The sequence below is a fragment of the Candidatus Endoriftia persephonae genome, assembly GCF_023733635.1.
GTDB classification, from domain to species: domain Bacteria; phylum Pseudomonadota; class Gammaproteobacteria; order Chromatiales; family Chromatiaceae; genus Endoriftia; species Endoriftia persephonae.
In genome coordinates this window covers 1,190,170-1,212,483 of record NZ_CP090569.1, presented here as the reverse complement: position 1 = coordinate 1,212,483, position 22,314 = coordinate 1,190,170, and the positions used below count along the sequence as shown (strand labels likewise).

The window sequence follows — 22,314 nt, the reverse complement described above, 5'->3', positions numbered from 1 at the left end:
ACTGCCTTGTGCACCAGGTTGTAATGACAGGCAATACAGGTTTTCTTTTCCTCATGGTTGCCTTATGGTCACGTTCCCCTCATTTTTGTCAGGGTTTTACTGCCTCCCAGACCTGCCAGGCGCGGCAGTTCTTACTGTCGTTGATAAGCATCCGCAGGCATACCTTCTCGGCCATGGCGGAGAGGCACCCCACCATGGCCTCCGGTTTGTTCCTGTCGTGGGAGTATTCTCCGATCAGATCCTTCGTCCCCATGATGTGATTCAGGAAAAATTCCTATTCCTATCCTTCAAGCGCTGCCGCCACACTACTTCCGCAGGCGGTAATAACCAGGATCTGTGTCATGCGTTTCATGACATCTCCTCTGTCGCTTGTTTTTCTAAAACAGAATCAGGCAATATTTATACCAACCCGTCATTGGGAAATAATATCGTAAGATCAATAGGATGCGAGCTATACACGGGGCGGCGGCGCATGGGCCTGTAACTGAAAGATGACAAGTGTGGGGCTACGTCACATAAAACTGTCACTGAACGATGACAGATGTCACGATTTCCCGACAAACCCCCAGCGTTTCATTCGCACGTAGAGATTCTGGCGGGAAAGCCCACTTTGCCGAGCGGCTTCGGAGACGTTATCACCTGTTGCCTCCAATAGGCGGGTAAGGTAATCACGTTCGAAATTTCCACGAGCCTCTTGGTAGGGAAGGAGCGTGCCGATTTCCTGCACCATTGGCTCCGAAGTTTGCGCGATGAGATCCAAGTCATCCGCGGTAACGGGTCCGTCGCTCTTGAGGGCCACAGCCCGTTCAATGGCATGCTGGAGTTGGCGTACGTTGCCTGGCCAGGGACAGGTTTCTAGGGCACGAATGGCCCCTGGCGTCAGAGGCCCTGCTGTCTTGTCGAATTTGGCATTGAAATGGGCCAGAAAGTGGGTGCTGAGCGCCAGGACATCCTCCCGTCGCTCGCGCAGGGGCGGCAAGGGGAGCGCCACCACGTTGATGCGGTAGAAAAGATCCTCCCGGAACCGGCCCTCTTTTACCTCGTCCTCAAGCCGTTTGTTGGTGGCACAGATCAGGCGGAAGTCGCTGGAGCGCACCTGGGTGCTCCCCAGACGGGTAAAGGTTCGCTCCTGCAGAACCCGCAACATACTGGTTTGCAGTTTCTGGCTCATGTCCGCAATCTCATCCAGAAACAGCGTGCCACCATCTGCCTCCTCTAGGTAGCCTACTGTGGTTCGGACTGCTCCGGTAAATGCCCCTTTTTCAAAACCAAAGAGGGTGCTTTCAAGAAGCTGCTCTGACTGAGCACCACAGTTGATTGCCATGAAGCGCCCTTCAGTGCGCGAACTTGCGTTATGAATCAGTTGGGCAACCAACTCCTTGCCTGTTCCGCTCTCGCCTTCGAGAAGGACAGTGGTATCCAGCGGAGCTACCTGTTCCATCTGTTGCAACAATCTTTCGATAGCCGGGGAACTGCCAATCAGAATAGGCCCTCGCTGCCGAGCTCCTAGTGATTCGCGCAAATCCCTGATCTCTCGATAGGCACGATCCAACTCCAGCCCCTTCTCTATAACCGCTTCCAGCTCCTCCAGATTCTCGAAGGGTTTGGTCAGGTAATCGAACACCCCCTCCCTGACAGCCCGGACCGCGTCCCGGACGTCGGCGTAACCGGTGATGAGGATGGCGACCTGTTGGGGGCGCTGATGCCGCATCTCCCGCAGCAGATCCAGTCCATTCGCATCGGGAAGGCGCTGGTCCATCAGGATGAGGTGGTAATCTCGTGCGCGGAACTTGCTCTTTGCTTCCGCACCATTGAGTGCGAAATCCACTTTCGTCTGGCTGTTGCGGAACAGGCCCTCCAGTAAGGTCCGCGTATAGGAATCGTCATCGACAATGAGGATTTTAGGCGTCACTGCGCATTTGGCTCCGTGTCGGGCAGCCAGATGGTGAAACGAGCCCCGCCTTCGGGCCGGTTTTCAGCAATTATCTGACCGGCATGCTGAACCATGATATGTTGCACTACCGATAGCCCGAGACCAATGCCCTCCGATCGGGTGGTAAAAAACGGAACAAAGAGCTTACCCAGCGCCTCCTTTGATAATCCCGAGCCTTGGTCCTCAACCACCAAACTCCAGCCGGGGCCGTCTCCACGCTCATTCTTCCCCTGCATCAGCCTTACCGCGATGACACCATTCCATTCGCTCGCTTGTGCCGCATTGTTCAGGAGGTTGAACAGGGCGTGGCGAATCAGGGTCGGGTCTACGGAAAGTATGATGGGATCCTGAGGTAGCTGGATCATCGTCTCCGGATGGTATTTGGTACTCTGCTGAAACAGAAATAACGTCTCCCGCACCAGCTCGCACATATCCGTCGGTACCCGCTCAAAGTGGGATATCTTTGTAAACTCCAGCATGCGTTGCACGAAAGTCCGGCAGTCGCTGCCCGCCTGATGGATCTGCCCCAGGATCTCGCATGTGCGTTCTGGATCTTTAGCCTCGCGCTGCGCAAGTTGTGCCAGGTTCATCACGCCCACCAGGGGATTGTTGATCTGGTGTGCGATCTCACCGATCATCTGCCCCATGGCGGAGAGCTTTTCCATTTGCACGATCCGTTCGTGCTCGGTGCTCAACTTCGACAACTGGCTTTCCGCCTGGCATTGGCGCCAGTAGACAGCACGGAACAAACCGAACAACGCAGCATACAAGAGTAGGCCGCCCAGTCCCGCAACCAGCCATTGCAGCGCCATCCCCCGTCGAATCTGCTCGTTCAGCGTGGCCGCCGAACGATAGAGTCCCAACACGCCCTGGTAGGATGGCTTCCCGGGTGCTGTCGGCCGGATGCTGAAGGGTACGTAGAACTCCACCACAGGGTTCGCAACCGCATTGCTGCCGGCATCTGAATATTCCTCCTGAGAATAGAACACCACATCTGTGCCACCCATGATGGCCGCGTGAAATTGAAGGTTATTGTCGACCTTCGTACCAATGAAGGAGGGTTCATCTGACCAGGCGATCTCACCTTGCCGGTTATACACTTTGATGCGGATGACTTCCGAGAGGTTGGTTAACATGAGAAACCGGCGAGTAAGTCGACCCTCCTTGGTAAGCATCGTGGTGTCTCCTGGGTCCTTGCTGACATGCTCTTGCGAAGCAATGGCCTGTACAAAATCCCGGATGATGAGTGCTTCCCGATCGAGAATGGCCTGGCGGAAGAAACTGGAAAGCACAAAGCCAGTACCCAAGACCATCAGCGTGATAAGCACCAGGCTCATCACAGTGAAGGTCCTAAGCGGCGAACTGTTTAACAGGCGATGCATGATAGCCACATCCACATTTGGATTTTATCGTTTGAGGTCACGGTAGAAGTTTTCGTGTGCACCGAGGCCAAGCAGGGTCAAGGTGAGTTGGTCGGCCATTTTGAACCTGTAAACCTGAACGCCTGTCAGATCACCGACCTTCATTTCGCAGGCAGCAGGGTTGGCCATAATTTCGCGAACCGCTTTACCTAGATCCCGTTTTTGGTTTTTATGGGTTTTTTTTACCACTGTCTTGATGCGGGTAGTTTGCAATACTCGCATCAGACGATTTCCCCAAACTGATATTCGGATCGTTCTCCTTCAGTCGCCTCTTCCCGGGCAATCAGGATCTCGCGGATAAAGGCACAAGGAAGGTCCGGATTCTCTTCGGCTATTTTGCTGATACGGGACCAGTATTCGAACTGCTTAGGAATCGAACGGCAGTAAACCGCGCCATAGCGGCGTGCCTCGGAAACGCGGTTGTCAAAAAATTTAACGCTGGTAGCCATGATTCACCTCAGAGTTGGCTATATTTTGGCGCAAACAGCAACCTTTTACCTCCTTTGGTCGATATATAGCGTAACTCTACTAGGGTTGCTCAGCGCTACCTTAGGCAATGAACAGGCATTGCTGAGCTTTATACGACGTATCTCATTCCCACCCAGAGCGTGGAACCCGATTAAAAAGAAAGCGCCCCGGCCTAAAAGGCTCGCACTAACAATACTCCGTAGTTTTCAGCTTAGTTTCAGGTTGTGTGGCTACGCTCTCCAACATAAATGGAGAGGCGCTATGACCACAGAACATTCAGAGAAACAGATCAAGGTTTGGGATCCACTGGTGCGGCTGTTCCACTGGTCCCTGGCAGTCTCCTTTTTGTTGGCCTATCTCAGCGAAGACGATTTCACCTCTTTGCACATCATCGCAGGCTACTCGGTCGGTGGGTTGGTCGTTTTTCGTCTGCTCTGGGGGTTCATCGGGCCACGCCACGCCAGGTTCAGCGACTTTGCCTATCCACCAACTAGGGTGATCTCCTATCTCAAGCGGGTGATCCATTTTAGAGCTGAGCGGTATCTGGGACACAACCCAGCGGGCGGCGCAATGGTGATGGCCTTACTGCTCTCCCTGTTCATAACGGTGTTGACCGGACTGGCAACCTATGGCGCCGAACAGTCCGCCGGCCCCCTTGCTCCCTTGATGATCTCCATGCCCTTTTTTGTTGGAAAGGCGGCTGAAGAGGTGCATGAATTTTTTGCCAACTTCACCCTGCTGCTTGTTGCACTGCACATAGTCGGCGTTTTGCTGGCGAGTGTTCAGCATAACGAGAATCTGGTACGGGCGATGTTTTCCGGGCGCAAACGGTTGATCGATTAACAAAGTATTGAGGATCCTCTAGCAATGAAAAGAGAGATTTTGATTATCGCACTGCTACTGAACACTGGTACTGCCTTAGCTTCCACCACCGTCGAGAAGCTGCTGCAGGACTACCGCAGTCTGGGCGCGGGGCCATTCAACAAACAGGCGGGGGAACAGCAGTGGCAGAGTGTTCACGTACCCAAGGAAGGAGAGGCAGGTCGAAGCTGCAGCGATTGCCATGGAAACAACCTGAAACAACCAGGAAAACACCTGCGCACCGGCAAGCGGATCGAGCCGATGGCGCCGGCGGTAAACCCACTACGGCTTACCGACCGAAAACAGATCGAAAAGTGGTTCAAACGCAACTGCAGATGGACCTTTGGCCGTGACTGCACTCCTCAGGAGAAGGGCGACCTGATGTTGTTTATTCAAGGCCAAAACTGAGGCCATTAGTTTGGAGATGATGAAATATGAAACCTAAACACAAAATGATTGCAGCAATCTTAACGGTGGCATTGCTGGCAACGGCCGGTTTGGCGCAGAGCGACGATGATGACGGTACACCCTGGTTCCAATCCTGGTTTGACAAGGCGAAGCCTGGTATCGATCCGGTTGGATCCCAACGCTATGTGGAAGAGTGTGGTAGTTGCCATTTCCCCTATCAGCCAGGCCTACTGCCCGCCCCCTCATGGGAGAAGATCATGGGGAGTCTGGATGACCATTTCGGCGAAAATGCCGAGCTGGACGAAGGTGACCGAAAGACGATTCAGAATTATCTGCTCAACAATGCAGCCGGGCGGGTAAACTACGGATTGTCCAATAAATTGATGGCCGCTCAGAGAGAACGTCCACTACCATTGAGGATTACGGAAATGCGTTATTTTGCTTATGAGCACAGCGAGATTCCGAAGGAGCTGGTGCAGGAGAATCCAAAGGTAAGGTCATTCAGCAATTGCGACAGTTGCCATCAACGGGCGAAGCGGGGACTGTATGATGAGCATGACGTACGTATCCCAGGTTTCGGACGCTGGGATGACTGAAATCATGGCGACCTGAGAAGGACATAGCGTTTATGTGTAGTCATCCAGACTGGATCTGACACTGCACTTCAAAAGAATAAGTGAGGGTTACCGGTTTTGATGTTGATCAAGCACCTCCATCAAAACCGGTAACCCTCATACTTTATGCTAACGAGAAATCATTAAACTCTAAGTTGGGCTGCTTAATCTGGCCGATGAACTTGGGAGTGTCTCCACCTTCAAGCCACCAATACTCAACCTGCATCTCCAGCTGTCACGAAAACCGTCTGCCCCTCGCCCTATCGAAGATTCCGAAACTCGAACAAGCCGTTTGACCTAGTCAGTGGCGGCTGGCCCACTCAGATAAAGGTGGTTGGATTTTCTAACCTTTATCGGCAGCATAATCCGGGCCAGCGTGTCAGAACCGGAACCGGTAGTCAGACTCACCGTGCCTCCGTGTTCCACCACCACCCGGCGAACGAATCCGAGCCCCAGCCCGGTGCCCGTCGGTTTGGTAGTAAAGAACAGGTCGAACACACGTTCGCGGATATCATCCCTGATCGGCTCACCGCCGTTACGGATGTCCAATACCAGCAAATCATCTTCCCGGTACAGTTTGATCCCGATCTCTCCGCCCGGCTCGCTGGCCTCCGCCGCATTCTTCAGCAGGTTCAACACGACCTGCTGCATTTTTTGCCCATCCATCTGCAACACAGGAGAGTCAGGAGAGCTTGATCTGCTCAGAATAAGGCCCTGCTCGGCCAATAGGGGTTCCAGCACCTCGCATGCCCGGTCCACAATCGTATCCATCGACTCTGGTTGACCCACGAACTCCACGGGCCGCACGTAATCTAGGGTCTCCGCAAGCAGGGCGTCGAGCCGATCCACCTCACGCAGAGCAATATCCAGACGCCTGCGGCTGCGCCCGGACAATTCCTCCCTGGTCATACCGGACAAACCGAGTTTGAGTGCCGCCAGGGGGTTGCGCATTTCATGGGTCAGCATGGCGGCAGTCTGCCCGATGGTGGCCAAGCTGGCCTGCTGGACCATTTCCGCCTGCGTCTCCTCGAGCTCCCGGGTACGCGCCCGCACCTCCCCTTCCAGATGGCTTTCATAGGCCCGCCCAAGGCGCCTCATGGCCAGGAATCCAAACAATACTATGCCTACCTCAGTGGCCAACAGCGTTGCGTCAACATGCCAGTGCAAGCGATCAAGGTTGGCTATCAACGGTTTCAGATCATACTCCACGCCCAGCAAAAATGGCGTACCCTTCACCTGCCACTGCCGTATCAGTAGCGGACGGCCATCGGTAGTTTCTGCGCGATATTCCGCTTCTCCATCCTCGGGCAGCAAGGCATCAGGGCCATCGATCCGCCGGTAATGCCGGGCAAGACTTCCGCCCTGCCCTTCTGTCGTTTGGTTGGTATGGGCCACCAGTGCATGTTGCTGGGTATCGTAAACGAAAGCAGTCACGCCAAGCCGGCGGGCCTGTTCAATCGCGGGCCGAAACTGCACCAGCGCCTCCGCAGGTGCTGCCCCCGCTACCAAAGGAGTGCGCAGCAGATCCAGCAGCCCTTTGCCCACTTCTCTGCTGTGCTCACTGGCGTGCTCAATGAACTGCTCTTCGATGAAGACCACGATATGACGGTTGCCCAACAGGCCCACCACTACAACTACCGTCGCCAAGGCGAGAAAGCCGAGCCAGGAAACCGTCGCGGACCGCCAGCGCATGCCCGGTCGGCATTTTTCTTCCTTTGCATCTGCCATCTTTTCTTCCTGTCGAACCTTTAGACTCTTGCGACAGTCCAACTGGACGGATGTTTCAATCACAAAGAGGGACCATGGCCGATATTCTCATCATTGAAGACGATCCCGGTTTTGGTGAGCTACTACTCATGCACCTGGAAGACCTTGGACACACGGTGCGGCTGGCGGGATCTCTCGCCGAAGGCAGACGTCAGTACCATCAGGCCACCCCGGAGGCCATACTGCTCGACCAGCAACTGCCAGATGGACTCGGCACACAACTACTCATGGAGATCGGCGATCAGGCAGACAGTCCACCGGTCATCATGATAAGCGGCGTCAGCGACAATCGTCTGGTGATCGAGGCCATTCAACAGGGCGCCTACGACTTCATTCGAAAACCCCTGGATGAACTGGCGCTCGACACCACCTTGGGCAATGCCCTGCGTCAGTACCGTCTTTCCCGCCAGGTAGCCGCCAGCTCGGAGCAACCACCGGAATCCGGCCCCGACACCATCGTCGGCACCAGCCCAGCTATCGTCGAGGTATTGAAGACCATCGGCCGGGTGGCCGATTCTGGCGCCTGCGTCCTGATCACTGGTGAAAGTGGCACCGGCAAGGAGGTGATTGCCCGCGCCCTGCACCGGCACTCAGGGCGGAGTGGCCCATTTTTGGCCATCAACTGCTCGGCCATCGTCGAGACCCTGCTGGAGAGCGAACTGTTCGGTCACGAAAAGGGGGCCTTCACCGGGGCCGACGCCCGCAAGGCCGGCAAATTCGAGATCACTTCCGACGGCACTCTGTTCCTTGACGAGATCGGCGAGCTACAACCGACACTACAGGCCAAACTGCTTCGCGTCTTGCAGGAAGGCAGCTACACACGAGTCGGTGGCAGCCAGGAACTGCACAGCAACGCCCGTATCATCGCGGCCACCCATCGTGACCTGCAAGCCATGGTCCGGGAAGGTTCGTTCCGGGAGGACCTGTACTACCGCCTCAACGTCATCCGCATGCACCTGCCGCCCCTACGCGAACGCCCCCAGGACCTCGCCGCTCTGGTGGAACATCTGCTGGGACGGATCGAAAAGCGCCTGCACCGTACTGCCGTACGCCTCAGCGAAACTGCCTGGCGGTTGATTCGTGAGTATCCTTGGCCGGGCAACGTGCGCGAGCTGGAGAACATCCTCACCCGTGCTGCAGTCCTTGCACCCGGCGACACTCTTACCCCGGACCTGCTGGGGCTGTCGACCTCATCAGCGGCAGCATCGGACGACCCATCCCAACCAGAATTAGAGCTGATTACCCTGGAAACGCTGGAGGCCAGGCATGTTGGCGCCATTCTGGAACACACCCACTGGCACAAGGGCAAAACCTGCGAAATCTTGGGTATCTCTCGGCCCGCGCTGGACCGTAAGATCGCAAAGTACGGAATCGCCTGAAAAGCGTACTCTCATCCGAAATCCTGGGGAAATTTACAGGCTATCAGCGTACCTTCCGGTTCTATGATATTTCACTCTTGAACCCATCTTCTTCTGGTTCATTATCATCAGCCCAGGGTATTGAAGCCCCAACCAACCAGGGTGAACGCCACGCCAAGCACCCCGACAAACAGCGCCAGTGCCTGCCACTTGATGACCTTGCGTAGGATCAGCATCTCGGGCAACGATAGCGCCGCCACACTCATCATCAGGGCAAGAGTTGTGCCCACGGCAACCCCTTTTGTGAGCATCGCCTCGGCCACCGGGATCACCCCGGTGGCATTCGAATAGAGGGGGATGCCCAACACCACAGCTGCGGGTACCGAGTACCAGGCATCACCTCCCAGATATTCACTAACCCATTGTTCCGGTACAAACCCGTGGAACAGGGCGCCCACGCCGATGCCCAGTACCACCCACTTCCAGATTCTACCGACGATCTCCTTCACCTCCGCCACAGCGTAGCGGTGTCGGCCTGCAAGGGATCTGTCCGGCTCGGGCAGATCAGCCTCTCCCATGTGGATCTTCCAGACGTAATCCTCGACCCAGCGTTCCGGCCTGAATGCCTGCATCGCCAGACCACCGAACCAGGCAACCAGCAACCCCGCCGCCACATAGAGCGCCGCCAGCTTCCAGCCGAGGATGCCGACCAGGATTACTGCGGCCACTTCGTTGATCATCGGGCTGGCGATCAGAAAGGAGAAGGTGATACCTAAGGGTATTCCCGCCTCCACAAAACCGATGAACAGCGGCACCGAGGAGCAGGAACAGAATGGCGTCACCGCGCCGAGGGTGACCGCGAATCCCCGCGCCTGCCAATCGGGGCGACCACGCACAAATCCACGAACCCGTTCCGGCGACAGCAGTGCCCGCAACAGACCCATGACATAGATGATGATGAGCAGAAGCGTAAAGATCTTGGTCAGGTCCATGACGAAGAAGTGCAGCGCCGCGCCCGTGGCCAATTGCGAATCAAGCCCCATGACTTGATAAACGACCAGATTAGCCAGGGCTTCAAACATCGGCAGCCGCCTTCTTTTCCTGGGTCACTTCAGGCAGACCAAGCGATAGCAGCGCCGCAGCCAACACAAAGCCCGCCGACCACCAGAGGCACCCCTCCAGCCCCTGCGTCTGGTAGACCCAACCGGAGAGCAGGGTACAGACCAGCCTGCCACCGGCGTTGGCCATGTAGTAGAAACCGACGTTCATCGATACCTTGTCGAGATCGGAATAGGCGAGGATCAGGTAGGAGTGCACCGCTGAATTGATGGCAAAGACAATGCCGAACAGGATCAGGCCAAGGATCAGCACCGTTTGCGGATCCCACCCCTGACCCAGTGCCAAGGCGATGCCGGCGGGCAGGAATACAAGCAGAAAGGCCCAGTTACGCGCAGTACCACCACCCGGCCCCTGGCCATGGTGACTGCGTCGCAGCAGACGGGGCGCAGCGGCCTGCACGAAACCATAGCCGATCACCCACAGAGCCAGGAAAGCGCCCACCCATGCAAAATTCCAGCGCAGTACGTCATAGAGAAACACCGGCAGGCCCACCACGAACCAGACATCACGGGAACCAAACAGGAAGAAGCGGGCCGCCGACAGCCAGTTGATCGCCGGCACCTTAGAAAATACCTGGGTGAACTTTGGCTTGGATTTCATCTTGCCCACGCCAGAGGGCAACAACACGCCTGTGACCACCAACACCATCAGCAACATGCCAGCCAACACCGCCAGCGCGACCCGAAAGCCGATCCAGTCCAACAGGGCCGCACCGACGAAGAACCCCGCCCCCTTGAGGGCGTTCTTGGAGCCGGTCAGTACTGCGACATACTTAAACAGCTTTGACTCACCGCCACTGCCGCTTAAGGTTTTTACGCTGGCCTTGGCCGACATCTTGTTCAGATCTTTCGCGATGCCAGACAATGCTTGGGCAGCCATCACATAGGGCACCGAGAGCCAGGCATCCGGCACCGTGAGCGCAGCCAGCGCCACCACCTGCATCCCCATGCCGATGTGCATGGTCAGATTGAGACCGATGCGCGCTCCCAGCCAGCCGCCCACCAGATTAGTAACGATGCCAAAGAACTCATAGAAGAGGAACAGCGTGGCCACCTCGAAGGGCGAATAGCCCAGCAGGTGGAAATAGAGCACCACCAGCATACGGATGGCACCATCGGTGATGGTAAAGGCCCAGTAGCCGCCGGTAACGACAAGATAATTCCGAAGCGACTTTTCAATCATGGAATTACTGCACTCGGAATCCTGCATGACAGGCACCGCACCGTTTGGTCAGCGCAACAAAACCTGCCATCACTTTTTGCGGATCAGTTTCTACCAGGGTCCGACTCAGTCGGCTTGCTTCATGGTGCATTGCCGTGCCCAGTTCACGCATCGCCGCCGGCATCAGCGGCGTCATGTGCGAGGCACCATAAGATTCCATGGAACTCATACCAATACGCTGCTCAATCCGCTCACTCGTCTGGTCCCACGCCTCGGTAGCAACCCGAGTTCGTGCATCGGTCAAGGCAACCATATGGTCACGCATGTTCATCTTTATGTGCGCACGCATCTTTACTCTCCTTTCGGAATAGACGCGGCCATCCGGGCGATATCCATCATACGGTTCACATAGCCCCACTCGTTGTCGTACCAGGCATAGACCTTTACCTGGGTGCCATCGACCACCAGAGTGGAGAGAGCATCGACGATGGAGGAGCGCGGGTCATTGACGTAGTCTACCGAGACCAGTGGGCGCTCTTCGTATCCCAGGATGCCTTTCAGCTCACCCTCGGCCGCTTCCCGAAAATAGCCGTTCACCTCCTCGGCAGTCACCGGACGCGCCGCTTCAAAGACGAAGTCGGTCAATGAGGCGTTGAGTAGGGGCACGCGCACCGCATGGCCGTTCAGTTTGCCGGTCAGTTCAGGGAATATCTTAGTGATCGCCTTGACTGAACCTGTGCTGGTGGGGATCAGCGACTGACCGCAGGCTCGCGCCCGGCGCAGATCCTTGTGGCCCTTATCGACGATGGTCTGGGTATTGGTAATGTCATGGATGGTGGTCATGCAGCCATGCAGTATGCCGATCCGCTCGTGCATCACCTTGACCACCGGCGCCAAGCAATTGGTGGTGCAGGAGGCGGCGCTGAGCAGTTTGTGCTTGGCGGCGTTGTATCGATCGTGATTGATGCCGTAGACGATATTGAGCACACCCTCGGTGGGTGCAGCGACAATCACCTTCTTCACACCCTGGTCGAAATAGGCGTTCAGCGTATCCGGCTGCTTGTGGTGTTTGCCTGTCGCCTCGATGACGATGTCGCACTCCGACCAATCAGTTTCACCAATGGCGCTATTGGATGAGTAGGCCAGGGGCTTGTCATCAATTACCAAGTTGTCCTCTTCTGCACTCGTCTCGTGACCCCAGGTTCCATGCACGGAATCAAACTTGAGCAGGTGAGCCGAGCCATTCGCATCGGCAGCAATCTCGTTTATGCGTACTATCTCGAACTCCGGCATCTGCCAGCCTGCACGCAAACCAAGCCGCCCCATGCGACCGAAACCATTGATACCGATACGTATCGTCATTCGAATATTCTCCTGCTTGGCCTACTCACTCACCCACTGACGGACTTGGTTGGGGCTGGGCAAGCCACCAACATGCACCAGCTTGCCATCCACCACGACACCCGGGGTGGAGATCACGCCATAGCTCATGATCTGCACCAGATCGGTAACCTTTTCCAGCTCGACCTCAACGCCAGCCTGTTCAGCGGCGATCCTGATCAGCTTGGTGGTGGTCTCGCAGTTCCTGCAGCCAGAACCCAGTACCTTGATGCTCTTCATCAACACATCTCCAAAAATAACTTCATCATTCGTAGTCGCCGTTGGCGGGCCTCTCGCTACCGTTCATCGGCAGACTCAGGCGCTGCAGACGCCGCCAGGCCGATTGGGCATTTCAGCCAGGGCGAGCGCATCAGCGACAAAAGGCGGCTCATTCTTGATGCCTTCGGCGGTTGTACCGATCACCTCTGTCACCCACTCCGGCATCTCAGAATTGAGTCGGTAATAGGTCCACAGCCCCTCCTTGCGATCGCTGACCAGCCCTGCCTTGCGCAGGGCAGCGAGATGGTGCGACACCTTGGGTTGGGGAAGTGCGAGGGCATGAGTCAGCTCACAAACGCATAGCTCATCGTGACTGACCAGCAGGGAGAGGCAGCGAAGACGCGTGGGATCAGAAAGCGCCTTGAACAGCAGTGTGGGATTCATATCGAAGCAGCTCTATATCTATACAATTAGATATGGAGTATATTTATAGAGATCGATATGGCAACAGATTTATGGATGGAGGCTGCAGCTCCTCAGTCTGAAATATTTCGTTACAGCCGAAGGCTGTCGCGAGGGATGAAAGGAAGGATGGCTAAAATCCAGGGAAGATTGTCGGCCTAGCCCTCCAAGTCTTCAATAATCGGGCACCCTCCTTCGGCACCTCGGCATAGATTGACCAACAGCGTCAGTTCCCTGCGCAGGGTTTCAAGATCAGCCAGGTGGCGTTCCACCTCTTGCAACTTCTGCTGGGTCAACTCCCGCACCTCGTCACGGGCGTGTTGCGGGTCCTCCCGCATCTCTAACAGCCGGGCGACCTCATCCAGTGAGAAATTCATCGCCTTGGCCCGCAGGATGAAACGTAGACGCGACAGGTCACGCTCATCATAGAGCCGGGTACCGGACGCTGTCCGATGGATCGGCGGCAACAGCTCTATCTTTTCGTAGTAGCGCAAGGTATCGGCACTGAGGCCAGTAAGACGGGTGATGTCACCGATACGATATTGACTGCGACCAGATCCTGATGATGAGGCGTGATTCATAGCGCTCTCTCGTTACGATGAGCTGTGGTCGATGCGTTGCTGAAGCGTCTGTCGCAACCTTTTTTCAGAGGGTAGCGCGGTAAAGACCAGTTCACCATCGATGGCAATGGCCGGTGTCGCAAGCACACCAATCTGTACAGCGTAATCCAGCTCTTCAAGGACGTTGACCATGCGCAGATCGACCTCACCCTCCGTCCATCCATCAACGATCGCCTGCAGCCGCTGTTTAGCCCGCCCGCATTGACTGCAATCAGGAGCAGTGAAGAGCTCGATCTGAATGTACGCCATCAGAAATGAAACCGGCTGCTCAAAATATATCGGGTATCGTTTGGGCCGTTCAGATCCTTGACCAACGCCCCCTCCAGCACCCAGCGTTTGTGGATCGACTGCAATCCAACTGTGGCCTGGTGCACCATCTTCGCACCCTGTTCCCAGCGCCCGCCCAATTCCAGGTCGAGATCCCATTCACTACCGATGCCCCAATCGGCATGCTCCGCCGGGCTGAGACGATACTGCCAAGCAATATCGTAGCGTGCACGATCTTTGGCATCGCCCAATCCTTCGATCCATAGTGCATCCAGATCCCATTCGTGACGCTTTCGGTAGAAGCTCGTCACCGCTCCGAGCTGGAGACGTGCATCCCGTGCGCCATCGCTCGGCAGAATCACCCCACCCAGCAGGCCAAGCCGGCTGGTGCCTTGCATCGTGTCGTCCTGCCAGACGATGTGACGATAGAGGAGACTCAGATCACCCAGGCGATCACCTTCACCGGAGGAGAGACGATAGGGCAGCCCCAGAAACAGAGTCTGTTTCGCACTGATGCCGTATGCCAAGTTACTGGTCAGGCTGTTTGCATCGATATCACCATTGTGTTCATCCACAACACGCACAACCGTGCCACCCGCCTCTATCGGCAGCGCAACGAATGAGCGAATACCCATTGCGCTGGCATCGACCGTCAGAACAGTCAACACCAGCCCCGCCACAAAGGTCTTGTTAGTGATCATTTTGCAGACCTGTCTGGCTGAAGGATGGCTTCACCCGGGGTAAAGCCAGCATCAACGATGGCCTTGCGTATCGCCTCGAGATCAGCAGATTCTCCCGGCTTCATGACGATACGCGCCCGTTTGTTCTTCAGACTCACATCGGCGGATTCAACACCCAGGAGCTTGTTCAGCTGTTTCTCCGTGCCATAGACACAGAACGGACAGGTCATCCCTGTCACTTCAATCTCAACCACCTGCGGTTCGTCGGCCCAACTCAGTGGAACGATGAGCAACAGGCCAATCAGCAGTACGATCAACCGGTTCATAAGCAGTATCTCTTGTTGGTGATGGATAGGGTTCAAAGGTCAATCCATAGTCGCAGCGGCAACGCAAAATAGGCGGCGAAAAAACCGATGCCCCAGATGGCCACTGAAACCCAGTAGATACGCCGGTTCCAGAGCTGGGTCTTATTGCAGAGTTCACCCAGTTGAGGATCGCTAGGACAACTGTGTCTGGAGCGATAAAGCAGCCATCCGGACAGACCCAGCATGAGACCAGAGAATGCAAACACCCATGCCTTGTGCTGGCTCAAGGTGATCAGAAGCGGCAAGCTGCTGGTCAGTGCAGCCACCGTTGCCCCAAGCCCCAGCATGACCAGGATGATCGGCAGGGCGCAGCAGACCAGCGTGCCGGTGGTTGCAAACAGGGTCAGCCAGCTCAATCTGCTCTGTCCGGATTCCAGGTGGTCGCTGTTCAAATCTCTTTACCCTTTGGCGCCCAATGTTCTCGTCACACGAGCAAGCCTAGAACCTGGAGTTAACTCCAGGTCAAGTTCTCATTTCGATCACCATCGACGCGATCGGCCAGTTGACTCCGTACTTAGGTACAGTGCTTATACTCTGTCCAGAGTTGAATGAGTGAGGAGAAAAACGGGGTGGAACAGGGCGCAAACAGGAACCGGACACTGATCGCAGCCGCGATGGCAGCAGTGGGCGCTTCAATCTGCTGTGTCGGACCCTTTGTGTTGCTGATGCTGGGCATAAGCGGCGCCTGGATCAGTAACCTCACCGCATTCGAGCCCTACCGGCCTATCTTTATCGGTATCACCCTGCTCTTTCTGGGGCTCGCATTCAGAAAGCTCTATCTCCTGCCTGCAACCTGCGAGGTAAGCAAGCCTTGCGCCAAGCCGGCCACGCGGAGAAATCAGCGCATCATCTTCTGGGGGGTGACGGCAATTCTGGCCGCTCTGATCACCTTCCCATGGTATGGCCCCATGCTGCTGAGCTGAAGAACCACTCTCATAAAGGAGACATGCCCATGTTTCGCCAGATCGCATTTACCTTGCTCCTCGGTTTGATCACCGCAGTGATCACTCCAGCCCAGGCCTCCAGCACGGAGAAGGTACAAACCATCATCCTCGAAGTTGAAAACATGACGTGCAGTATCTGTCCCATCACCGTCAGAAAGACTTTGGAAAGGGTGCCCGGGGTAACCAGGGCCGAAGCCGGATATGACGGTAATAGTGATAGCGCAGGCTGGGCAAAGGTTACCTTTGACAGCACTCAAATCACTGTCGATAAGATCACCGCCGCGACCTTTGAAGCCGGTTATCCCTCAGATATCAAGCCGGGTAAGACGGAATGAAGAGCCGGACACTATTGGCCACCGGCATCGTCGGCTCGGCCATCACCGCACTCTGCTGCTTCACCCCGCTACTGGCAGTGCTGTTAGGCAGCATTGGACTGGCAGCCCTACTCGGCTGGCTCGATTATCTGCTGATCCCGGCGCTGCTGTTTTTTATTGGCCTGACACTCTATGCGTCGTCTCGACGCGATGGAAAAACAGGCAGGGAGAGAGGTTGTGAGTAGAGCCCATATCACACTCCGCATCACCGGCATGACCTGTGAACACTGCGCCCGCTCTGCCGAGGCGGCACTGAACGCGCTTGCCGGAGTGCGGGCCAGGGTCTCCTTTCATGAGACCTTGGCACGGATAGAAGCCGATGCGGAGACTGTAGTCTCTCAGATGCTCGATGCCGTTCGAACAGCCGGTTATGTTGCCGCACTGATCGAAGAGGATGACAGCAACGCCGCGCAAACCAGTGATGACGCTGCCTTGCAGATCGCCATCATCGGCAGCGGATCCGGCGCCTTTGCCGCAGCCATCAAGGCAGCTGACGAGGGGGCCAAGGTGACCCTCATCGAAGGGAGTAAAATAATTGGCGGCACCTGCGTCAACCTGGGCTGCGTGCCCTCAAAGATCATGATTCGTGCCGCCCAGACTGCGCAGATGCAGGCCAGAAATCCGTTTGATGGCCTGCAGAGCCACACCCCAATCATCGATAGAAAACGACTGGTTAGCCAGCAGCAGACGCGGGTCGCTGAGTTGCGCCAGGCCAAGTATGAAAGCATCCTGCAAGGCCATCCGGATATCCAGCTCATCCATGGCTGGGCACGGTTTCAGGACTCCCATACCCTGGCCATCACACAAGCCAACGCTAGAGAACTGACACTCAAGGCAGATCGCATCCTGATCGCCAGCGGCGCCCACGCCGCGATTCCCGCCATACCCGGCCTCGAGGAAACCCCCTACTGGACCTCCACCGAGGCACTGGTCGCAGAGACGTTACCCGACCATCTGGTTGTCCTAGGCGGCTCGGTGGTCGCCCTGGAGCTGGCCCAGGCCTTCCGGCGTCTTGGCAGCCGGGTCACCCTGATGGCCCGCAGCACCCTGTTATCGAAGGAGGATGCCGATTTCGACGCGGGCATCGGCAAGGTCTTTGAAGCAGAGGGTATCCGGATACTACGTCACACCGTCCCCGACCGGGTCGATCACGACGGCCAGATGTTTCAGATCCGGAGCGACGATGAGATCCTGACGGCGAATGCCCTGCTGGTCGCCACCGGCCGCTCGCCAAATACCCGGCAGCTGGGACTGGAGGCGGCCCGGGTGGCAATGGACAGCCAGGGACGCATCCTTGTCGATGACCGGATGCGCACCTCAGCAGAGCACATCTTCGCCGCCGGGGACTGCACCAACCAGCCGCAATATGTCTATGTCGCGGCCGCCGCCGGCACCCGTGCGGCGATCAATATGACCGGCGGAGACGCCAGACTCGACCTGTCGGCGATGCCGGCGGTGGTCTTCACCGATCCGCAAGCCGCAACCGTTGGCCTGACCGAGGCTCAGGCCCGCGCCCAGGGCATCGAGGCGGACTCACGGACCCTGTCCCTGGAGAATGTCCCCCGGGCCCTGGCCAATTTTGAGACCGCTGGCTTCATCAAGCTGGTTGTGGAAAAAAAGAGTGGCCGACTGATCGGCGCCCAGATCCTCGCCCCCGAGGCGGGGGAGATGATCCAGACCGCAGTGCTGGCGATCCGCAACCGGATGACGGTGCAGGCGCTGGCGGATCAACTGTTCCCCTACCTGACTCTGGTCGAAGGGCTCAAGCTCTGCGCCCAGACCTTCAGCAAGGATGTTAAACAGCTATCTTGTTGTGCAGGGTAGACTTGCAGGGACGGAGGCCACTGCCAGTCTGACTCCCCCCCTGAACAAAGGTATCTCCAGTGACCGAACAACTGACCATCGGCAGATTGGCCAGGGCCGCAGGCGTCAATATCGAGACCATCCGCTACTACCAGCGCATCGGCCTGATCGACGAGCCAGTCAAGCCAATCCAGGGTTACCGGCACTATCCGGCAACCACGATCGAGCGGATTCGCTTCATCAAACGCGCCCAGGACCTGGGATTCAACCTCAGTGAGATTGCTGACCTACTCTCCCTGAAACACCGGGAGTGCGAAGAGGCGCGCATGATCGCGGAAAATAAACATGCCGACATCACACGCCGGATCAGAGACCTGACCGCCATGCAGGGGGAACTGGCCAAACTGATCGACGCCTGCCGCGAAAACATCAATGGTCAGGATCGCTGCGCAATCATCGAGACCTTAGCCCAATCCAGACGCCGATAGTGTGCCCCGCTCGATAGTCGTTGGAACAGCGACGGCATGGGGTCTCCTTGAATTACAAGTAAGAATCATTATCATTAACGCCAGAGGGAGCGGCACCTTCCCGCATTCCCACCGCGACGTCAAAGAAACCTGGGGAGTCTCCGAGCAAATCATGAACTCGCATCTTTGGCCGCAAATCGACGCATTTTGACGCCCAATCCATCGCATTCGATTTCTCAGAGCCCCTCCTACCCAGCAGTAACCAAACCTTTACGACAATGACCCAAAGCAGATCATCACTGAGCCATGCCATCCTGATCAGCACCACCCTCCTTGCCACCCCACTCCTCTTCGCTGATGAGCCCGACACCCGCCACGGCGCAGTGGAAGACGGCCACAAGGATCTCAGCTTCGAGGGCGGTATCACCCTCACCGGGCAACACGCCAGCGATGGCCGGATCGACGATGAGCTCTCCGCATCCTTAGACCTGGTGGCCACCCTGCCGATGGGGCCCGGCCTCTGGACTCTCTATGTGGAGGGCAATACCACCCCCCGCAACAATGGCATATCCAGCGTACTAGGCGAGGCCAACGCCGATATTGGCTCGGCCCTGGATGGGGATGACAGCGGCCGTCTGCAGGTCTCAGAACTCCACTACGCCATCTCCCTCGCCAGTGGTGAGCTGGTGACCGGCCTGATCGACGCCAGCAGTTTTCTCGATGCCAGCAAGGTGGCCAACGACGAGACCGCCCAGTTCCTCGGCGCCGGTTTCGTCAACAACCCCACCATCGAGTTCCCCGACTACAGCCTCGGCGCCGTCTGGCACTATGACGCCACCGCTGACCATCCCGGCCTCACCCTGCTATTCGCCAGCTCCCACGGGTTGGCGGACAACGACGGCAAATATGGCCAGTTGTTCGATCTGGGGGATGACGGCAAGGGGGCCTTCGCCGCTGCCGAGGCCTATGGCTACTTCGGATGGGGCATCTGGCGGCTCGGCGTCTGGAGCAATACCGCCGACCATACCCGGCTCGACAGCAGCTCAGATCAGGAGAACAACTGGGGGCTCTATGGCGTTGCCGACGGCGGCTTCGGGGAGACCCGCTGGAACCTGCGCCTCGGCTGGGCGGATGCATCGGTCTCGGAGTCTGCTGACTTCATCGCCATCACCCTGGAGCAGCCTGCCGGCCCCGCCACCCTCGGCGCTGGCATCGCGCGCACCGGCGTCTCCTCCAATCTGATTGGCGGCGACGACAGCCTCCAGGCGGAACTCTACGCCCGCTTCGAACTAACGGGCGGGGTGCAGATCACCCCGGACCTGCAGTGGATCCGCAACAGTGGCCTGGATGGCAGCGGCAGCAGCCATGACCGATCGATATGGGTCGCGGGGGTACGGGCCGGATACACTTTCTAGCCGTCACATGGCAAACAAGCGGGCAGGGTTGCACGAATAGCGCTGGAGCCGATTGTATCTCACTCTCAGGTTTTACGAAGCATTACATTCTTTCACGTTTCGTCGATGTCGAGGCACAATCCCCCCCCTCTCATCAGGCCGGAGAGTAAGGTGTTTTTCTCTTTTTTTACAGTTGGTTATGTGATTTTTTAGGAGTTGGCACGGTCACTGCAATATCAGAGGCAAGCAGTCACAAAGACAGCTTTCAATCAGATCCAAACCGTAAATGGAGCACCATCATGAAAAAGATATTCGCAATTGCCAGCCTTGCACTGTTGACTTCCACTGCCTGGGCGCATGACGAACACTTCGGCGATAATCCCGATATGTATCAGAGCCCGATCACTGAGCATGGCAAAGGCGACCCCGCGCATGTGGGACAGATGGGGATTGGCGACCAGTATGCCAGTCAGCTGATTCAGCAGCCGGCTGACCATACCGACAAATTGGAACCGGCACCGATCGACTTTTCCAAAAATGACCCGAATGGTAACCGGGACATCCTGCCCAACTGATCAGATCCGATAATCCAGGGTGAGGCGCTTCGACAGTCTGTCGAAGCGCCAGATCCCACAACAACACCAACAGGCCGTTCGGGAAACCGGACGGCCTGTTGGTTTTAACCCTACTCTTTCTCCTTCCCCTTGTTCAGATAGGCGTTGGCCTCCAGATGCGCCGGTATGCGCCTGAGCACCCGCACATAGGCGCGCTTTGCCGCCTCATGATCCCCCAGCCAGGCCTCAGCCCTAGCCAGATAGACCCAGGGTGTGGCGGATGACGGATAGCGGGCGGCGAGTTCGGAGGCGTGCTTTTTCATCACACTCCACTTGCGTCTCCCCTCTTCACTGACCAGCAGGCGCAGATGCGCTGTGAAGTTCCAGGGGGAGCGCTGCAGCACCTGCTTGGCATAGCGCGCCGCTTCCTTCCAACGCTGCTGTACCAACAAAGGAAGCGTCAGTCCGAGACGGGCATCGATGGAGTTAGGATTGAGCCGCAGCGCCTTTTCGTAGCTGCGAATCGCATCGTTATGGTTGCGTAATAGATAGTTCAGCCAGCCATATCGTAACAGGGCAAACTCAGCAGTATCGCCACCGCCATTGAGGAAGGGCTCGATAACCGCTGCCGCCTCCTTGTATTCGCCCTTTGCCTCCAGCGCGTAAGATTTTGCCCAGGTCTCCTCTTCACCCGCCTGAACGGTCGTGAAGAAGAGCAGGAGTACGCAAAGAGACAACAGCCAACCAATGGTTCTTTTCATTCTCGATTCACCACTTCCTGTTAACATCGAAATAGAGATAACGGTTGTCATACTCATCGCTGATATCCTGGTTCTCATACTTCTCCAGGCCGCCGACCAACAAAACAGACCAGCTATCATCCAGATCCCAGGTACCGCCCAGCGAGAGCGAACCCTTCTGTATATCAGCCAGGTTGTAGACCGCTCCGGCATCCCCATCGACCGCATACATGCGCTGGCCGCCCAACAGAGTTGCCTGCAGACGGTCGATCCCGAGCGGAGCATCAGAACCGAAATAGTGGGTCAGCTTCGCTTCCACGGCACTGGTGTCTTCCTTGCCCTGGGTGCGACTGGCATTGGATGAGTGGATCAGATAGCCGCGCAGCTGTAGCCAATCATTGCCCTGGTTGAGGCCAATCCCTAGGGTCGGGGTCCACTGGGTGAGGGTCAGATCGCCTGCATAGCTGGAGTGGGCGTAACCCAGATCGAGATAGAGACTCTTGTCGAACGCGAGATAGGCGATCTGCGGTGCGAGAATCCGTCCCTCGTCAGTGTTGCCGGTAGGGTCGTCATTTTCGATCAGGTGTCCATCCAGGCGATAGGTCAGGCGCCCGGGCAGGAGATCGGGAGTATCGTGGAACCGTACACTGGCAAACAGGGCATCCTGCGTCAGCTTCGGGGTCCCCGGCGTGTAGTTGACCTCGGTCTTGTTATACCCGACTGTGAAGCCGACGTTATCAAGATAGTCTGCTGTCACGATCAGGCCGGCAGACCAGAGATCCTCACGTTCGGTGGATTTGGCATAATCTCCATAACTGCCTTGCAGATCCACTTTTACGTCCCACTCATCTCCAGCCTGGGCTAGAGGAACAATCACGGCGACTGATAACGCCGTTGCAGTCAATAATCGTGCTGTTTTTAGCATTGGCAACTCT

30 protein-coding genes are annotated in these 22,314 nt (G+C 56.8%); 11 read left to right on the top strand and 19 right to left on the bottom strand.

Going from position 1 to position 22,314, the window contains the following annotated elements; all coding sequences use genetic code 11:
* Positions 1–88: 88 nt before the first annotated feature.
* The 5 genes from L0Y14_RS05515 to L0Y14_RS05495 all read right to left on the bottom strand — a co-directional run bounded on the left by L0Y14_RS05515 (position 89) and on the right by L0Y14_RS05495 (position 3,803).
* Complete coding sequence (locus L0Y14_RS05515) at positions 89–253, bottom strand: hypothetical protein (protein ID WP_005961037.1); 165 nt, start codon at positions 251–253, stop codon at positions 89–91.
* Positions 254–544: 291 nt separating this feature from the next.
* Complete coding sequence (locus L0Y14_RS05510; RefSeq protein WP_005961036.1) at positions 545–1,912, bottom strand: sigma-54-dependent transcriptional regulator; 1,368 nt, start codon at positions 1,910–1,912, stop codon at positions 545–547.
* Entirely contained in the window at positions 1,909–3,315 is a 1,407-nt protein-coding gene (locus L0Y14_RS05505) for a sensor histidine kinase (protein ID WP_006474192.1), read from the bottom strand. Before L0Y14_RS05505 ends, L0Y14_RS05510 begins: the two co-directional genes overlap by 4 nt.
* Positions 3,316–3,339: 24 nt before the next feature.
* Complete coding sequence (locus L0Y14_RS05500) at positions 3,340–3,576, bottom strand: type II toxin-antitoxin system RelE/ParE family toxin (RefSeq protein ID WP_005961034.1); 237 nt, start codon at positions 3,574–3,576, stop codon at positions 3,340–3,342.
* The gene (locus L0Y14_RS05495) at positions 3,576–3,803 is read right to left on the bottom strand and encodes a TA system antitoxin ParD family protein (RefSeq protein ID WP_006474194.1); all 228 of its coding nucleotides are present in this window, start codon (positions 3,801–3,803) and stop codon (positions 3,576–3,578) included. Before L0Y14_RS05495 ends, L0Y14_RS05500 begins: the two co-directional genes overlap by 1 nt.
* 280 nt (positions 3,804–4,083) lie before the next feature.
* Between L0Y14_RS05495 and L0Y14_RS05490 the strand changes: the two genes are divergently transcribed.
* Genes L0Y14_RS05490 through L0Y14_RS05480 form a run of 3 tightly spaced genes read left to right on the top strand, consistent with a single transcriptional unit; the run spans position 4,084 to position 5,687 of the window.
* Positions 4,084–4,665, top strand: a complete 582-nt coding sequence (locus L0Y14_RS05490) for a cytochrome b/b6 domain-containing protein (protein ID WP_006474195.1) — start codon at positions 4,084–4,086, stop codon at positions 4,663–4,665.
* Between the two features lie 24 nt (positions 4,666–4,689).
* Positions 4,690–5,091: a DUF1924 domain-containing protein gene (locus tag L0Y14_RS05485; protein ID WP_006474196.1), complete on the top strand. Its 402-nt coding sequence runs from the start codon at positions 4,690–4,692 to the stop codon at positions 5,089–5,091.
* Positions 5,092–5,117: 26 nt separating this feature from the next.
* Entirely contained in the window at positions 5,118–5,687 is a 570-nt protein-coding gene (locus L0Y14_RS05480; RefSeq protein ID WP_040819007.1) for a diheme cytochrome c, read from the top strand.
* Positions 5,688–6,002: 315 nt separating this feature from the next.
* Here the strand turns inward: L0Y14_RS05480 and L0Y14_RS05475 are convergent, their stop codons facing one another.
* Positions 6,003–7,433: a sensor histidine kinase gene (locus L0Y14_RS05475; protein WP_006474198.1), complete on the bottom strand. Its 1,431-nt coding sequence runs from the start codon at positions 7,431–7,433 to the stop codon at positions 6,003–6,005.
* Positions 7,434–7,507: 74 nt separating this feature from the next.
* On the opposite strand from L0Y14_RS05475, the gene L0Y14_RS05470 reads away from it, so the two are divergent.
* A complete protein-coding gene (locus L0Y14_RS05470; protein WP_006474199.1) occupies positions 7,508–8,851 on the top strand; it encodes a sigma-54-dependent transcriptional regulator in 1,344 nt (447 codons plus the stop codon).
* A 107-nt stretch (positions 8,852–8,958) separates the two neighbouring features.
* Here L0Y14_RS05470 and L0Y14_RS05465 read toward each other — a convergent pair whose 3' ends face one another.
* The 11 genes from L0Y14_RS05465 to L0Y14_RS05415 all read right to left on the bottom strand — a co-directional run bounded on the left by L0Y14_RS05465 (position 8,959) and on the right by L0Y14_RS05415 (position 15,495).
* Positions 8,959–9,912, bottom strand: coding sequence for a permease (locus L0Y14_RS05465; RefSeq protein ID WP_039959910.1), 954 nt, complete (start codon positions 9,910–9,912; stop codon positions 8,959–8,961).
* Positions 9,905–11,131: an organoarsenical effux MFS transporter ArsJ gene (gene arsJ / locus L0Y14_RS05460; RefSeq protein ID WP_006474201.1), complete on the bottom strand. Its 1,227-nt coding sequence runs from the start codon at positions 11,129–11,131 to the stop codon at positions 9,905–9,907. Before arsJ ends, L0Y14_RS05465 begins: the two co-directional genes overlap by 8 nt.
* 4 nt (positions 11,132–11,135) lie before the next feature.
* Positions 11,136–11,459, bottom strand: a complete 324-nt coding sequence (locus L0Y14_RS05455; RefSeq protein WP_006474202.1) for a cytochrome c — start codon at positions 11,457–11,459, stop codon at positions 11,136–11,138.
* Positions 11,460–11,461: 2 nt separating this feature from the next.
* Positions 11,462–12,472, bottom strand: a complete 1,011-nt coding sequence (locus L0Y14_RS05450; protein WP_006474207.1) for an ArsJ-associated glyceraldehyde-3-phosphate dehydrogenase — start codon at positions 12,470–12,472, stop codon at positions 11,462–11,464.
* A 21-nt stretch (positions 12,473–12,493) separates the two neighbouring features.
* On the bottom strand, positions 12,494–12,730 hold the full coding sequence (locus L0Y14_RS05445; protein WP_006474208.1) for a thioredoxin family protein: 237 nt from the start codon (positions 12,728–12,730) through the stop codon (positions 12,494–12,496).
* A gap of 75 nt (positions 12,731–12,805) precedes the next feature.
* On the bottom strand, positions 12,806–13,153 hold the full coding sequence (locus L0Y14_RS05440; protein ID WP_005961023.1) for an ArsR/SmtB family transcription factor: 348 nt from the start codon (positions 13,151–13,153) through the stop codon (positions 12,806–12,808).
* Between the two features lie 176 nt (positions 13,154–13,329).
* Positions 13,330–13,752 carry a heavy metal-responsive transcriptional regulator gene (locus L0Y14_RS05435; RefSeq protein ID WP_005961022.1) on the bottom strand — a complete coding sequence of 141 codons (423 nt, stop codon included), beginning with the start codon at positions 13,750–13,752 and terminating at the stop codon, positions 13,330–13,332.
* A 12-nt stretch (positions 13,753–13,764) separates the two neighbouring features.
* Complete coding sequence (locus L0Y14_RS05430) at positions 13,765–14,040, bottom strand: thioredoxin family protein (RefSeq protein WP_039959908.1); 276 nt, start codon at positions 14,038–14,040, stop codon at positions 13,765–13,767.
* Positions 14,040–14,759, bottom strand: a complete 720-nt coding sequence (locus L0Y14_RS05425) for a hypothetical protein (RefSeq protein ID WP_005961021.1) — start codon at positions 14,757–14,759, stop codon at positions 14,040–14,042. Before L0Y14_RS05425 ends, L0Y14_RS05430 begins: the two co-directional genes overlap by 1 nt.
* Positions 14,756–15,064 carry a heavy-metal-associated domain-containing protein gene (locus tag L0Y14_RS05420; RefSeq protein WP_006474212.1) on the bottom strand — a complete coding sequence of 103 codons (309 nt, stop codon included), beginning with the start codon at positions 15,062–15,064 and terminating at the stop codon, positions 14,756–14,758. The genes L0Y14_RS05425 and L0Y14_RS05420 overlap by 4 nt, the downstream gene beginning before the upstream one ends.
* Positions 15,065–15,096: 32 nt before the next feature.
* Entirely contained in the window at positions 15,097–15,495 is a 399-nt protein-coding gene (locus tag L0Y14_RS05415) for a hypothetical protein (RefSeq protein WP_040819012.1), read from the bottom strand.
* Positions 15,496–15,651: 156 nt separating this feature from the next.
* On the opposite strand from L0Y14_RS05415, the gene L0Y14_RS05410 reads away from it, so the two are divergent.
* From L0Y14_RS05410 to L0Y14_RS05380, 7 genes are all read left to right on the top strand, one after another.
* A complete protein-coding gene (locus tag L0Y14_RS05410) occupies positions 15,652–16,026 on the top strand; it encodes a mercuric transporter MerT family protein (RefSeq protein ID WP_005961019.1) in 375 nt (124 codons plus the stop codon).
* Between the two features lie 29 nt (positions 16,027–16,055).
* Positions 16,056–16,382: a cation transporter gene (locus tag L0Y14_RS05405; RefSeq protein ID WP_006474216.1), complete on the top strand. Its 327-nt coding sequence runs from the start codon at positions 16,056–16,058 to the stop codon at positions 16,380–16,382.
* A complete protein-coding gene (merF, locus tag L0Y14_RS05400; RefSeq protein ID WP_010085351.1) occupies positions 16,379–16,606 on the top strand; it encodes a mercury resistance system transport protein MerF in 228 nt (75 codons plus the stop codon). The genes L0Y14_RS05405 and merF overlap by 4 nt, the downstream gene beginning before the upstream one ends.
* Positions 16,599–18,245, top strand: coding sequence for a mercury(II) reductase (merA, locus tag L0Y14_RS05395; protein WP_276145422.1), 1,647 nt, complete (start codon positions 16,599–16,601; stop codon positions 18,243–18,245). The genes merF and merA overlap by 8 nt, the downstream gene beginning before the upstream one ends.
* A 59-nt stretch (positions 18,246–18,304) precedes the next feature.
* A complete protein-coding gene (locus L0Y14_RS05390) occupies positions 18,305–18,712 on the top strand; it encodes a MerR family transcriptional regulator (protein WP_005961014.1) in 408 nt (135 codons plus the stop codon).
* 257 nt (positions 18,713–18,969) lie between these two features.
* A complete protein-coding gene (locus L0Y14_RS05385; protein ID WP_006474219.1) occupies positions 18,970–20,106 on the top strand; it encodes a carbohydrate porin in 1,137 nt (378 codons plus the stop codon).
* A gap of 278 nt (positions 20,107–20,384) precedes the next feature.
* Positions 20,385–20,660, top strand: coding sequence for a hypothetical protein (locus L0Y14_RS05380; protein WP_005961012.1), 276 nt, complete (start codon positions 20,385–20,387; stop codon positions 20,658–20,660).
* 110 nt (positions 20,661–20,770) lie between these two features.
* Here the strand turns inward: L0Y14_RS05380 and L0Y14_RS05375 are convergent, their stop codons facing one another.
* Together L0Y14_RS05375 and L0Y14_RS05370 are read right to left on the bottom strand one after the other, a co-directional pair.
* Positions 20,771–21,400 (bottom strand): tetratricopeptide repeat protein, encoded by a 630-nt coding sequence (locus L0Y14_RS05375; RefSeq protein ID WP_006474220.1) that lies wholly within the window; start codon positions 21,398–21,400, stop codon positions 20,771–20,773.
* A gap of 7 nt (positions 21,401–21,407) precedes the next feature.
* The gene (locus L0Y14_RS05370) at positions 21,408–22,304 is read right to left on the bottom strand and encodes a hypothetical protein (RefSeq protein WP_138921767.1); all 897 of its coding nucleotides are present in this window, start codon (positions 22,302–22,304) and stop codon (positions 21,408–21,410) included.
* Between the last annotated feature and the right edge of the window lie 10 nt (positions 22,305–22,314).

Bases quoted from the DNA above. Each gene is read 5' to 3' on its own strand.
- L0Y14_RS05515 (WP_005961037.1), bottom strand. From the start codon at position 253: ATGGGGACGAAGGATCTGATCGGAGAATACTCCCACGACAGGAACAAA.
- L0Y14_RS05505 (WP_006474192.1), bottom strand. From the start codon at position 3,315: ATGCATCGCCTGTTAAACAGTTCGCCGCTTAGGACCTTCACTGTGATG.
- L0Y14_RS05500 (WP_005961034.1), bottom strand. From the start codon at position 3,576: ATGCGAGTATTGCAAACTACCCGCATCAAGACAGTGGTAAAAAAAACC.
- L0Y14_RS05495 (WP_006474194.1), bottom strand. From the start codon at position 3,803: ATGGCTACCAGCGTTAAATTTTTTGACAACCGCGTTTCCGAGGCACGC.
- L0Y14_RS05490 (WP_006474195.1), top strand. From the start codon at position 4,084: ATGACCACAGAACATTCAGAGAAACAGATCAAGGTTTGGGATCCACTG.
- L0Y14_RS05485 (WP_006474196.1), top strand. From the start codon at position 4,690: ATGAAAAGAGAGATTTTGATTATCGCACTGCTACTGAACACTGGTACT.
- L0Y14_RS05480 (WP_040819007.1), top strand. From the start codon at position 5,118: ATGAAACCTAAACACAAAATGATTGCAGCAATCTTAACGGTGGCATTG.
- L0Y14_RS05475 (WP_006474198.1), bottom strand. From the start codon at position 7,433: ATGGCAGATGCAAAGGAAGAAAAATGCCGACCGGGCATGCGCTGGCGG.
- L0Y14_RS05470 (WP_006474199.1), top strand. From the start codon at position 7,508: ATGGCCGATATTCTCATCATTGAAGACGATCCCGGTTTTGGTGAGCTA.
- L0Y14_RS05465 (WP_039959910.1), bottom strand. From the start codon at position 9,912: ATGTTTGAAGCCCTGGCTAATCTGGTCGTTTATCAAGTCATGGGGCTT.
- arsJ (WP_006474201.1), bottom strand. From the start codon at position 11,131: ATGATTGAAAAGTCGCTTCGGAATTATCTTGTCGTTACCGGCGGCTAC.
- L0Y14_RS05455 (WP_006474202.1), bottom strand. From the start codon at position 11,459: ATGCGTGCGCACATAAAGATGAACATGCGTGACCATATGGTTGCCTTG.
- L0Y14_RS05450 (WP_006474207.1), bottom strand. From the start codon at position 12,472: ATGACGATACGTATCGGTATCAATGGTTTCGGTCGCATGGGGCGGCTT.
- L0Y14_RS05445 (WP_006474208.1), bottom strand. From the start codon at position 12,730: ATGAAGAGCATCAAGGTACTGGGTTCTGGCTGCAGGAACTGCGAGACC.
- L0Y14_RS05440 (WP_005961023.1), bottom strand. From the start codon at position 13,153: ATGAATCCCACACTGCTGTTCAAGGCGCTTTCTGATCCCACGCGTCTT.
- L0Y14_RS05435 (WP_005961022.1), bottom strand. From the start codon at position 13,752: ATGAATCACGCCTCATCATCAGGATCTGGTCGCAGTCAATATCGTATC.
- L0Y14_RS05430 (WP_039959908.1), bottom strand. From the start codon at position 14,040: ATGGCGTACATTCAGATCGAGCTCTTCACTGCTCCTGATTGCAGTCAA.
- L0Y14_RS05425 (WP_005961021.1), bottom strand. From the start codon at position 14,759: ATGATCACTAACAAGACCTTTGTGGCGGGGCTGGTGTTGACTGTTCTG.
- L0Y14_RS05420 (WP_006474212.1), bottom strand. From the start codon at position 15,064: ATGAACCGGTTGATCGTACTGCTGATTGGCCTGTTGCTCATCGTTCCA.
- L0Y14_RS05410 (WP_005961019.1), top strand. From the start codon at position 15,652: ATGAGTGAGGAGAAAAACGGGGTGGAACAGGGCGCAAACAGGAACCGG.
- L0Y14_RS05405 (WP_006474216.1), top strand. From the start codon at position 16,056: ATGTTTCGCCAGATCGCATTTACCTTGCTCCTCGGTTTGATCACCGCA.
- merF (WP_010085351.1), top strand. From the start codon at position 16,379: ATGAAGAGCCGGACACTATTGGCCACCGGCATCGTCGGCTCGGCCATC.
- L0Y14_RS05385 (WP_006474219.1), top strand. From the start codon at position 18,970: ATGACCCAAAGCAGATCATCACTGAGCCATGCCATCCTGATCAGCACC.
- L0Y14_RS05380 (WP_005961012.1), top strand. From the start codon at position 20,385: ATGAAAAAGATATTCGCAATTGCCAGCCTTGCACTGTTGACTTCCACT.
- L0Y14_RS05375 (WP_006474220.1), bottom strand. From the start codon at position 21,400: ATGAAAAGAACCATTGGTTGGCTGTTGTCTCTTTGCGTACTCCTGCTC.
- L0Y14_RS05370 (WP_138921767.1), bottom strand. From the start codon at position 22,304: ATGCTAAAAACAGCACGATTATTGACTGCAACGGCGTTATCAGTCGCC.